At 68.0% G+C, this 11,710-nt stretch carries 6 protein-coding genes; 1 reads left to right on the top strand and 5 read right to left on the bottom strand.

What is annotated here, in order from left to right; all coding sequences use genetic code 11:
* Positions 1–272 precede the first annotated feature (272 nt).
* Positions 273–1,205: a LysR substrate-binding domain-containing protein gene (locus M529_RS32755; RefSeq protein ID WP_021317497.1), complete on the top strand. Its 933-nt coding sequence runs from the start codon at positions 273–275 to the stop codon at positions 1,203–1,205.
* On the opposite strand, the gene M529_RS32750 is transcribed toward M529_RS32755, so the two are convergent.
* From M529_RS32750 to M529_RS32730, 5 genes are all read right to left on the bottom strand, one after another.
* Entirely contained in the window at positions 1,187–2,830 is a 1,644-nt protein-coding gene (locus M529_RS32750) for a glycoside hydrolase family 43 protein (RefSeq protein ID WP_021317496.1), read from the bottom strand. The two genes, M529_RS32755 and M529_RS32750, sit on opposite strands and share 19 nt — an antisense overlap.
* Before the next feature lie 94 nt (positions 2,831–2,924).
* Positions 2,925–5,384: a glycoside hydrolase family 3 protein gene (locus tag M529_RS32745; protein ID WP_021317495.1), complete on the bottom strand. Its 2,460-nt coding sequence runs from the start codon at positions 5,382–5,384 to the stop codon at positions 2,925–2,927.
* Between the two features lie 14 nt (positions 5,385–5,398).
* Positions 5,399–7,663, bottom strand: coding sequence for a beta-glucosidase family protein (locus tag M529_RS32740; RefSeq protein WP_021317494.1), 2,265 nt, complete (start codon positions 7,661–7,663; stop codon positions 5,399–5,401).
* Positions 7,660–9,204: a tryptophan halogenase family protein gene (locus M529_RS32735; protein ID WP_021317493.1), complete on the bottom strand. Its 1,545-nt coding sequence runs from the start codon at positions 9,202–9,204 to the stop codon at positions 7,660–7,662. Before M529_RS32735 ends, M529_RS32740 begins: the two co-directional genes overlap by 4 nt.
* 24 nt (positions 9,205–9,228) lie before the next feature.
* Positions 9,229–11,676 carry a TonB-dependent receptor gene (locus M529_RS32730; protein ID WP_021317492.1) on the bottom strand — a complete coding sequence of 816 codons (2,448 nt, stop codon included), beginning with the start codon at positions 11,674–11,676 and terminating at the stop codon, positions 9,229–9,231.
* Positions 11,677–11,710 lie beyond the last annotated feature (34 nt).

Genomic DNA, 11,710 nt, shown 5'->3' with positions numbered 1-11,710 from the left:
AGGAATGCAGCCTCTCTCGCCCAGCCTCTCCCGCCTTATCTGTTCTGGATTGCGGCCGCGCATGTGGGGATAGCATCATGCCTCGCCAAGAGGTGTGAATGTGAAGATGCCCCTCGGCAGGGGGCTCGAGGCGCAGGGGGGCAAGGCCGCGGGCCTTTTAGGGGGAAAGCAGCCGAAAGGGCACCGTCACATTCGAGAGGCCCCATGCACCTTTGGACATTCCGCGTCTAATATATAATATGGCACAATCAATATGTTGTAAGACTTAATCAATGGATCTGCGTCACCTCCGCTACTTTCTGTGCGTCGCCGAAGAAATGCATTTCGGCCGCGCCGCGGCGCGGCTGGGCATCTCCCAGCCGCCGCTCAGCCAGCAGATCCGTGCGCTGGAGGAGGAACTGGGCGTGCGGCTGTTCGATCGCACCAGCCGGCGCGTGCGGCTGACCGAGGCGGGTCGGCTGTTCGAGCCGGAGGCGCGGCAGACGCTGGCGCAGGCGGAACGCGCCGCCGAGACCGCGCGACGGGCGCAACGCGGCGAGGTCGGGCGGCTGGGGCTGGGCTTCACCGCGTCGGGACCGTTCGTCGCGCCGATCGCGCGGGCGCTCTACCGCTTCCGCCAGTCCCACCCGAAGGTCGAACTGATCCTGCAGGAGCAGCCGCGCGACGAGCAGATCGAGAATGTGCGTACCGGGCAGCTGGACATCGGCATCGTGCGTGATTTCCAGCGCCCGGTACTGCCGCCGCAGATGACCGCCCAGTGCCTGCTGCGCGAGGATGTCGTGCTGGCGCTGCGGGCGGACCACCCGCTGGCGCAGCGCCCCGCGCCGCCCGGTATCGCCGACCTGGCGGAGGAGCCGCTGGTGATCTATGGCGCGCCGAACGGCGCCGGCTTCACCGAGCATTTCTTCGCCCTGTGCCAGCAGGCCGGCTTCGCCCCCCGGGTCGCGCACGAGGCGCGCAGCTTCGCGACCCTGCTGGGCCTGGTCGCGGCGGGATTCGGGCCGACCGTGATCGCACGCTCCATGGCGCGGCTGCAGGTCGATAATGTGGTCTATCGATCCTTCACGACGCCGGTGATGACGTCGCTGTGGCTGATCGGCAACGACGTCCTGTCACCGACCGCCGAGGCGTTCCTGGCGCTGCTGACGGCCGAGCGCGACCGCGAGGTCAGCGCCCCGGCCGGTGGTCACTGGCTCCAGGCATAGGGGCCGATGATCGTCCCGACGAAGCCGCCCGCCTCGTGCGTGCTGAGGAAGCGCACGTCGAGATCGGCCTTCAGCGTGCCTTTGCCCCCTGCCCCCGCATAGTCGAAGGCCATGCGGCCGCCATCGGCGCGGATAGTGAGCGTGACCGGCCCGGCCGCACCGAGCGGCGCCGAGGCGACGAGCTGTTCCGGCCCCTTGGCGCGGGTATAGAGCGCGATCATGGGCTTCCCGTCGATCCGGGCGATGCCGAAGAACAGCCAGGACATGTCGCTCTGGATCGCGGCGAGGCCGGCGCGGTCGCCGTCCTTGGTCGCGGCGAAGCGCACCGTGGTGCTGACGGTGGCGACGTGATGCTGTTGGCGGCGGCCGACGAAGGCGGGCACGCCGGAGATGTCGCCGAGCTTCGCGCCGCTGCCGAGCTCCAGCTCCCCGCCCTTGACGGCGTAGAAGGGCTGCTTGGGCGTGCGCACGCCGATCCACTGCATCGCCAGCCGGTCGCCGTCGAATTCGTCGACATAGGCGAAATCGCCGCTGGTCGGCAGCTTCGGGCGCGGCAGCGCGGGGAGGTTGGGCGCCTTGGCAGCGAAGGGAATGGTCTGGCCCTTGGGCAGGATCATCGGCCAGCCGTCCTTCCAGGTCACGGGCAGCAGGAAGGTTTCGCGCCCGATATTGTAGAAGTCGTCGGCATAGGGCCGCACGGCGAGGAAGGGCGCCCACCAGTCGCCATTCTGCGTCTGGATCAGTTCCGCATGGCCGGCGGAGGTGATGGGGTTGGGCCGTGCCGGGTCGAGATCGCGCTGGGTGAGGATCGGGTTGCCCTCGAACGGCACATAGGGGCCGAGCAGCGCCTTCGAGCGGAACACCACCTGCGAATGGTTGACGCTGGTGCCGCCTTCGGCCGCGGTCAGATAATACCAGCCGTCCTTCCTGAAGATGTGCGGCCCTTCGATCCAGACGGGCTTCTTGCTGATATCGACCCCGCCGTTGACGATCTGGGTGCTCGGCCCCACCATCTTGCCGCTGCGCCAGTCGAATTCCTGGATCCAGATCGCCCGGTGCCCGTCATAGCGGGGCGGCTCGTTGGGGGCACGGTTGTTGACGATATAGGCCTTGTCCCCTTCCCAGTAGATCGACGGGTCGATCCCTTCGAACGGCAGCCAGGTGGGGTCGGACCATGGCCCGGCCGGGTTCTTGGCCGTGATGAAGAAATTGTCGCGGCACCCGACGCAGGTGTTGACGATGTAGAAGGTGCCGTCGTGATAGCTGATGTCCGGCGCGAACACCGCCTGCGACGTGCGCATGCCGGTGAAGTCGAGCTGCGTCGGCCGGTCGATCGCATTGGCGATCTGGGTCCAGTTCACCAGATCCTTCGAATGGAAGATCGGCAGGCCGGGGAAATGCGCGAAGGAGGAGTTGACGAGATAATAGTCGTCGCCCACCCGCAGGATCGAGGGATCGGGATAATAGCCCGAGAGGATCGGGTTCTGATATTCGCCGGGGCCGGCCTTTACCTGTTCCTGCGCGCGCCCTTCATAGGAGAAGCGTGTGAAATAGGCGGGCGTCGCGGCGAGCGCGGTGCTGCCGAGCGCCGCGAGGACCAAGCCCGTCGCCAGCTTGCGGATCATGTCAGTCAGCCTCCCATCCTCTCCGCCGGCATGACGCCGGCCGGGATGCTACCGCTACCATCCGGCCCGCAAGGCCGTCAATTACGCAGACATATTATTGGTCGCCGCACTGGCCCATCGGCATGCTGACATAGTCCAGCCGCACGTCCGAGACGGCAAGGTCGAGCGCGCCGGTGGAGCGCAGCACCAGCGGCGCGGCGACCTGCCGCATGTCGGCGCCGCGCGCGGCGAAGCATTGCAGCGGGATGGCGAGGCGGGTCCATTCCCCCGGCTTCGCGGCGGCGAGCAGCTTCGTCACCGGCACCTCCGCCGCCTTGTCGCCACTCAGCAGGCCGGCGGTCACCGTCCCTGAGGGCTTTGCGTCGACGCGATATTCGATGATCAGGCTGATCTCGCCATTGCTCTCACGCGAGAGGTCGACGGGGCGCGGGGCGGCGAAGGCGACCTTGCCGGCACCCGCCCATGTGAGCCGCCTGCTGTCCTCCTGCGCGCGCCGGTCCACCCCCGACTGGCGCACGCCTTCCGCTTCGATCGCCCAGCCGGGCGGCGTCTGGCCGCGGCCGTAGAAGGTGCCGGGCGTCGCCTCCGCCATGCCGGCAGGGCGGGCTTCGTCGAGGCGGCCGACCTTGCCGGGCTGGGCGTAGCTGAGGCCATAGCCGAAGGGGAAGAGCGGATCATAGCCCGGATCGCGGCGGTTCAGCACATATTGGTCCGGGCGCTTGGGCCAGGAGAAGCTGAGCCGGCCCCGGAAGTCGTGGCGCGGCTTGCCATCGGCGCCCGCGAAGAGCAGGTCGGCGACGCCCCCGCCCTCGCTGCCCGGCAGGAAGGCGGCGACGAAGGCGTCGGAGGCGTTGAGTTCCGCATTGACCCAGAGCGGACGGCCCGAGAGGAACACGGCCACCACCGGCACGCCCGCCGCCTGGAAGCGCCGCAGCATTTCCAGGTCGCGCTTGTCGCCGGGGCTGTATTCCAGATTGGGGATGTCGCCCTTGAATTCGGCATAGGGCTTCTCGCCGAAGACGACGATCGCGGCGTCGGGCTTCGTAGTGAAGCGGCCGTCGGGCGCATAGCTGGCGGTGCCGCCGCCCGCCTTCACCGTCTCCTCAATCCCCTTCCAGATGGACTGGGCGTTGGGGAAGGCCGAATTGGGCAGGTCGATGCCCTGCCAGGTGATCGACCAGCCGCCCGCCTGCTGGCTGATGCTGTCGGCCGCCTCGCCCGCGACCAGGATGTTCGCATTGGGCTTGAGCGGCAGAACGCCCTCATTCTTGAGCAGCACCAGCGATTCCCGCACGGCGCGGCGCGCGACGGCGCGATGGTCGGCGGAGCCGATCACGTCGAACTTGCCCGCATAAGGCCGCGTGGATGGGCGGCCCCGGTCGAAGGTGCCGGCCCGCAGCTTGACCCGCAGGATGCGGCGCACCGCATCGTCGAGCCGCGCCATCGGGATGGTGCCGTCCTTCGCCTCGCGCAGCGTATTGGCGTAGAGCTGCTTCCAGCCGGGGCCGGAATACATGAACATGTCGAGCCCGGCGTTGATCGCCTGTGGGCAATCCTCGTTGGAGCAGCCCTTGACCTGGCCGTGGCTGTTCCAGTCGCCCACGACGAAGCCGTCGAAGCCCATCCGTTCCTTGAGCACGCCGGTGAGGAGCGACTTGTTGCCGCTCATCTTCTCGCCGTTCCAGCTGGAGAAGCTGGCCATGACCGACTGGGTGCCCGCCTCGATCGCGGCGGGATAGCCGCCCAGATGGACGTCGCGCAGCACCTCTTCCGACACGCGCGTATCGCCTTGGTCGCGACCGCCGGTGCCGCCGTCGCCCAGGAAATGCTTGGTTGTGGCGATCAGGTGGTTGGGGGCGAGGAACTCCTTCGTCCCGACCTTGCCCTGCACGCCTTCGATCATCGCGCCGGCATAGTCGGCAGCGACCTGCGGCTCTTCCGAATAGCTTTCATAGGTGCGGCCCCAGCGGTCATCCTGCACCACCGCGAGGGTCGGTGCGAAGGTCCAGTCAAGGCCCGCCGCCGCGGTCTCAAGCGCGGTGACGCGCCCGATCTCGCGGATGAGGTCGCGGTCGCGCGCGGCGCCCAGGCCGATATTGTGCGGAAACAGCGTCGCGCCGACGATGTTGTTGTTGCCGTGGACGGAGTCGGTGCCCCAGATGATCGGGATCTTCGGTCCCTGGTCCGTGCGGGCCATGGACGCGTCGTAGAATTCGTCGGCCAGGCGCAGCCATTTGGCGGGCGAGGCATATTCGTCGCCATAGGGGCCGGAATTGCCGCCGTTCAGCACCGACCCGATCTTGGCGGTGCGCACGTCGGCGGGTTCGATCGAGCCGATATCGACCTGGATCAGCTGGCCGACCTTGTCCTCCAGCGACATGCCCTTCATCAACACGTCGATCCGCCTTTCGATCGCAGGGTCGCGCTGCGGCATCGCCTTCACGGCCGGCCAGATGTCCGGGCGCGCGGTGGACGAGGGCTGCTGGGCCGCGAGGGGCGCGGCGAGCAGGCCGATGCAGAGGGCGGAGAGCGAAATGCGGGAAAGGGCGGTCATCGGGCGTCCTCGGGTCAGGGCTTGAGCGTCTGGGGCGTCAGCGTAGCGGCACCCTTCAGCAGGGCATCGCCCGCGAAGCGGCCGACCGCGAGCGCGTAGCGGCCGCCGTCGAGCCGCCACTGGCGCCCCGCCTCGTCGAAGCGCGCGATGAGGCGCGGATCGACGGTCATCGTCACGCGCCGCGTCTCGCCCGGCGACAGGGTCAGCTTGTCGAACCCCGCCAGGCGCCAGGCGGCGACGCCCGCGCCACTTTTCGCCTCGACATAGAGCTGGGGCACATCGGCGCCCGTGCGCTGGCCCGCATTGGTGACGTCGAAGCTGACCGTCAGAGCCGCGCCATCCTGCACCTTGAGATTGGCATAGGCGAAGCGGGTGTAGCTGAGGCCGTGGCCGAAGGGGAACAGGGGCCCGGCACCCTTCATCGCATACCAGCGATAGCCGACCTCCGCCCCTTCCGGATAATCGACCGCGAAGGGGGCGACGCCGCCGGTCATGCCGTAATTGGTCTGGTCGCCAGCGTCCCGGCGGGCCTCTGCCGCGTGCAGTTCGGCGAGGCCCGCCGGCTCCGGGCGCGGTGCTTGCGATGCGCGCTCCGGGAAGGTGATGGGAAGGCGGCCCGAAGGATTGACGTCGCCGAACAGGATGTTCGCGATCGCCTCTCCGCCGCGCTGGCCGGGATACCAGGCCTCGACCAGCACGGGCACCTTCGCGAGCCAGGGCATTTCGATAGGGCCGCCAGTTTCAAGGATGACGACGGTCTTGCGGTTCGCCGCCGCAACCGCGTCGATCAGCGCGTCCTGATTGTCCGGCAGGCGCATGCTGTCGGGATCCTGCGCCTCGGTCTGCCACTGCCAGCCGAAGACGAGGACGATATCCGCGCTCTTCGCCGCTGCGGCCGCCGCCTTGGGATCGCTGCCATCGAGATAGGAGACCTCCGCCTGCGGGACGAGCGCCTGGATCGCCTTCATCGGCGAGGAGGCATGCCAGGTCATCCGCGCGAAGGAGGCGGCGGCGCCCTTGGTCAGCGGAATCTCGACCGGCGCGCCGCCGACCGAGCGGACCTGCGACGATCCGCCTCCCGAGAGCACGCCGACATCGGCATGGCCGCCGATGAGCAGGATGCGCCGCGCGCTCTTGGCAAGCGGGAGCAGGTCACCCTCATTCTTGAGGAGGACGATGCCCTCTTCCGCCGCGCGCTGCGCCACGTCGGCATGGGCGGCATAGTCGATCTGGAGGGGGCTTTCGGGCACGGGATCATCCATCAGCCCCGTCGCGATCACGCCGTGGAGGATGCGCGTCACCATGTCGTCGAGCCGCGCCGTCGGGATGCGGCCGGCCTTCAGCGCATCCGCGAAAGGCTGGCCGAAATGGACGGCATCGTCCAGTTCCTGTCCCGATTCCTGGTCGAGCCCGCCGAGCGCCGCCTTCTCGGTCGAATGGACGGCGCCCCAGTCGGACATCACCCAGCCCTTATAGCCCCAGTCCCGCTTGAGCACGTCATTGAGGAGCCAGGCGTTCTCGCAGGCATAGTCGCCGTTCACCTTGTTATAGGCGCACATGACGGAGGCGGGATCGCCGATCTCCGTCGCGATCTCGAAGGCGAGCAGGTCGCTTTCGCGCAGCGCGCCCCGGTCGATCCGCGCGTCGAGCACGGTGCGGCCGGTCTCCTGCGCGTTGAGGGCGAAATGCTTGATGGTGGAGACGATGTGGTTGCTCTGGACGCCGCGGATATGCTCGCCCGCCATCACGCCGGCGAGCAGCGGGTCTTCGCCCAGATATTCGAAATTGCGGCCCGCCCACGGATCGCGCGTCAGGTTGACGCTGCCCGCCAGCAGGATGTTGAAGGTCTTGGCGCGCGCCTCCGCGCCGATCATCGCGCCGCCTTCATAGGCGATGCGCGGGTTGAAGGTCGCGGCAGTCGCCAGGCTGGCGGGCAGGGCCGTGGCGGTATCGCCCTTGCGCTGCTCGATCTGGTTCGCGACGCCCAGGCTCGCATCGCTTTCGCGCAGCGCGGGGATGCCGAGGCGCGGGATGCCGGGGATGTGGCCGGCGGACGGGATCATCGCGATCGGCGGCACGGGCTTTGCCATGGGCGGGAAATAGCCATGGATGATCGCCAGCTTCTCCTCCAGCGTCATCGCCGCGACCAGCGCCTTCGCGCGCGCCTCGGTGGTCAGCGCACGGTTGCTGCCGGCCGCCGTCGCGGGCACGGGCGGCTGCGCCTGCGCGGTCATGGCGGCACCGGTCAGGAGGACGGCGAGCAGGGCTTTGCGGATCATCGGATACCTTGTGCGAGGGTTGGAGCGGACTGCCGCCGATAATGGTGGAGCAGCGTGCGGTGATCGGGCAGGTTGGCGACGGCCGCGCGGGAAGCGGCGGCGACCTGGGCGAAGGCGGCCCGCGCCTCGGCCGCGCCCGGCATGGGTCTGGCTGGCTCGGTCCGGAAGCCCATGCCGTAGAGGATATAATGGTAGCTGGGCGGCAGGAAGGTTTCGAGGTCGACGGTGAAGTCGAAGCGCGAGGGCGGGCGGTGCCGCCACTGCGCCAGCAGGTCACGCAGGTCCTCCGGAATGGAGGCCGGGTCGGCATTGTCGCGCCAATAGGCCGTGTCGGTGCGGCGGGTGATGCAGTAATGAAGCTTGAGGAAGCGGACGATGCGTTCGAAGCGCGCGCGCATCAGGTCGTTGAAGCGCCGTGCCGCCGCCTCCCGCGTCGCGCGGGTGCCGGGGACGAGCAGGTCGCCGATCATCCGCAGCGCGGTCTCGATCAGCATGATGCCGGTCGATTCCAGCGGCTCGAAGAAACCCGCCGAAAGGCCGACGGCGATGCAGTTGCCGATCCACTGGCGCTCACGATAGCCGGTCTGGAAGCGCAGCTGGCGCGCGGCCAGCGCGTCGCCCGCCGGGCCGACATAGCGGCGCAGCGTCGCTTCGGCGTCCTCGTCGGAGCAGTGGCGGCTGGAATAGACATAGCCGATGCCGCGCCGTTCGCTGAGGCCGATGTCCCAGGTCCAGCCGGCTTCATGCGCGGTCGCCAGCGTATAGGGGCGGATCGGCGCGTCCGGCCGATCATAGGGCACCTGCATGGCGAGCGCGCGGTCGTTGAACAGCGTATCGCCGCAGCCGGTGAAGGAGCTGCCCAGCGTCTGGCCGATGAGCAGCGCGCCAAAGCCCGAGCAATCGAGGAAGATGTCGCCTTCGACCCGCTTTCCGCCCGCCAGCAGCAGCGCGGCGATGTCGCCGTCCGGCGCGCGCTCGACCTCGGCGACGGTGCCTTCGATCCGCTCCACCCCCGCCGCGACGGAAATCGTGCGGAGATAGTCGGCGAAGCGCGCGGCGTCGAAATGATAGGCATAGTTCATCGGGCCGGAGAAATCCGGGTCCTGCGGCCGCTTGGGCGCGCGGCCGGCGCGGATCACCCGTTCCTGCACGGTGACGCTGTCGGCCCAGCTCGCCCGCTGTTCGCCGGCGGCGATCCAGTGCGGCAGCAGCGGTTCGCCCTCGCCGCCGACCGGCATGTTGAACGGATGGAAATAGCTGTCCGCGTCGGTCGCCCAGCCGTCGAACAGCACGCCCTGCTTGAAGGTCGCGTCGGCCCGCGACAGGAATTCCGCCTCCGCAACGCCCAGCCCCGCCAGGGTCGTGCGGATGGTGGGGAAAGTCCCCTCCCCCACGCCGATGATGCCGATGTCGCTGGATTCGACCAGCGTCACCCGCGGCATCTTCCACGCGCGGGAGAAAGTGGCGGCGGCCAGCCATCCGGCTGTGCCGCCGCCAAGAATGACGATCCGACCGAGGGAGGGGGGATTGTCGGTCGCCATGGGGATGCCCTTCGCCCCGCGCGCCTAGAAATTGGCGCGGGCGCGAACACCCCAGGTGCGGGGCGGCTGAAGGTTGGACAGGAACACCGGTTCGTAGCGCGGCGCGCCGAAGGCCCCGGCGCCCGTGCGGATCTTGCTGTTCTCGATATTCTGGACGAAGGCCTCGACCGAATAGCTCTTGTCCGCGGACACGAAGCGGATCGATGCGTCCGACCGGAAATAGGCCTTCTGCCGATCCCAGTCCGTGCCGTTGGTGCCGCGATTGGGCATGTTGTCGGCGGGATTGTTGGCGTTCACGAACGGATTGGCGTCACCGTTGAAGTAGCTGAGCCAGCTCTTCGTTTCATAATGGGTAGTGAAGCGCGGCGTGATCATGGCGCCGCTCGCCATCTCGAAATCATGCTCGTAGCTGGCCGTGGCGGAGAAGCGCGGCGCATGCGCCAGTTCGTTGCCCTTGAGCTGCACGATCGAGGAGGCCTTGCCACCGTCATAGAGACGGCCGTCGACGCTTTCCAGATCGTCGAGCTTGGTCTTCTGCAGCGTGCCGGAGAATTGCAGCCGGTCGGCGTCGGTGATGTTCGCGGTCAGTTCCGCCTCCAAGCCGTAAGCCTTGGCGCCGTCGGCATTCTGGGTGACGATCTGGCTGCGCACGACATTGCCCGCCGCATCGCGGAAGGTGACGGCCTGGTTGACCTGATAGCCCTTGAAGTCGCTGTAATAGGCGGCGAGGTTCAGCGTCACGCGGCGGTCGAGGAAGCGGCTCTTGAGGCCGACCTCATAGTTGGTCAGCGTTTCCGGATCGGTCAGGCCGGCATTGTCCTGGATATTGCCCGACTTGAAGCCGGTCGAAATGCTGGCATAGCCCAGCACGTCTTCCGCCAGGTCGGCGTCGACGCGGCCGAGATAGGTGACCTTGTCCCACTTGCCCTTGACGTCGTTGTTCGAGATCGAGAAGCCGGGCAGCAGCGCCACCAGCTCCTCCGCCGTGGCGCCGGGATAGGCGCCGAAGATGCCGCCCTGGCAGGCGTCGGCCGGCAGGGTCGCGGGGCAGCCCGAGAAGGTCACGTTGCGGCCGCCGATATCCTCCTTCTTGTCGGAGGTGTAGCGCAGGCCGCCGGTCACGCGGATCGCATCGTTGACGTGCCAGACGGCCTGGCCGAACACGGCGCGGCTGTCGATCTGGCGGTTCGCCTGAATGAAGCTGCCCGCCCAGCTGAAGGTGCCGTCGCGATAGCCGTTGCGCTGGTCGATGTCGAAGCGGATGCGGTTTTTTTCGTGGCTGTAATAGGCGCCCAGAATCCAGTCGATCGCCTGCTCGCCGGTCGACTTCAACTGGATCTCGTGGCTCTGGAAGTCGTAGCGCGAGGACAGGGTGCGATTCTCGCCGAAGGCGCCGAGCGGCAGGTCGTTGCCGTCCGCGTCGACCTGACCCGTCGGCGGCAGCGCGCCCGCGTCCGCGTCGGTCTGGGTCGATCCGCCGATGCGCGACCAGCCGGCGATGTAGCTCAGCTGGATGCCGTCGGTGATGTCATAGTTCATCGCGCTGCGCACGGCGACCGAGTAGCGGTCGGTATCGGGCGCGGTGTCGCTGAGCGTCGACCAGCGCTTGGTGCCGGCGCGCGGCGTCTGGAGCAGGCCGATGACCGGCGCGCCATTGTCCAGGAAGCCCTCGGCAGACAGGTTCCAGCTGAAGCGGTCGCTCGGCTTCCACAGCATGGAGACGCGGCCCGACTGCTGGTCGGCGGCATAATATTTCTTGCCCGTGGTGACGAAGGCCGAGCGGTTGATGCCGGGAACGTCGGGCGCCGGCTGGAAGTCGGCATAGCCGTCATGCCGGTCCGTGACGAAGGCGACGCGGAAGGCCAGCGTGTCGGTGACGGGGATGTTGATCGCGCCGCGCACGCCCAGGCGATCGTAATTGCCCGCGACGACCTCCACATTGCCCTCGAACACGCCGAGCTTGGGCTTGGCCGAGATCAGGCTGAGCGCGCCGACGGTCGCGTTGCGGCCGAACAGCGTGCCCTGCGGGCCGCGCAGCACCTCGACGCGCTCCATGTCGTACATCAGCACCGACGCGCCCTGCGAACGCGGCGAGTAGATGCCGTCGACATAGATCGCGACTTCCGGGTCGGCGACTTCGGTATAGGCGCTGTCGTTGCCGATGCCGCGCAGGGTCAGCAGCACGGCCGACTGGTCGCCCTGCTGGTTGAACTGCAGCGAGGGGACGAAGCGGGCGAGGTCGGTAACGTCCTTCACCTGCTGGCGGTCCAGCTGCGCCTGGCCGAAGGCGGAAACGGCGATCGGGGTCGATTGAAGGGTGGTTTCGCGGCGGGTCGCGGTGACGATGATGTCGCCCCCATTGTCCGTCGGCTGTGCGGCCTGCGGCGCGGCGGCATCCTGCGCCAGCGCCGGCGCGGTCATGCAGATGGCGGTCGCAAGCGCCGTGCTCGCGATGAGCCCGTACCTGGTCATCCTCTCACTCCCTGAAACAAGAAATTGCTTATGG

This window comes from Sphingobium ummariense RL-3 (genome assembly GCF_000447205.1).
Lineage (GTDB): Bacteria > Pseudomonadota > Alphaproteobacteria > Sphingomonadales > Sphingomonadaceae > Sphingobium > Sphingobium ummariense.
The sequence above is the reverse complement of the archived record's forward strand: the minus strand, read 5'-3'. Positions and strand labels throughout refer to the sequence as shown.

Excerpts from the sequence above, each read along its gene's own strand:
- M529_RS32745 (WP_021317495.1), bottom strand. The coding sequence starts at position 5,384 with ATGACCGCCCTTTCCCGCATTTCGCTCTCCGCCCTCTGCATCGGCCTG.
- M529_RS32750 (WP_021317496.1), bottom strand. The coding sequence starts at position 2,830 with ATGATCCGCAAGCTGGCGACGGGCTTGGTCCTCGCGGCGCTCGGCAGC.
- M529_RS32735 (WP_021317493.1), bottom strand. The coding sequence starts at position 9,204 with ATGGCGACCGACAATCCCCCCTCCCTCGGTCGGATCGTCATTCTTGGC.
- M529_RS32755 (WP_021317497.1), top strand. The coding sequence starts at position 273 with ATGGATCTGCGTCACCTCCGCTACTTTCTGTGCGTCGCCGAAGAAATG.
- M529_RS32730 (WP_021317492.1), bottom strand. The coding sequence starts at position 11,676 with ATGACCAGGTACGGGCTCATCGCGAGCACGGCGCTTGCGACCGCCATC.
- M529_RS32740 (WP_021317494.1), bottom strand. The coding sequence starts at position 7,663 with ATGATCCGCAAAGCCCTGCTCGCCGTCCTCCTGACCGGTGCCGCCATG.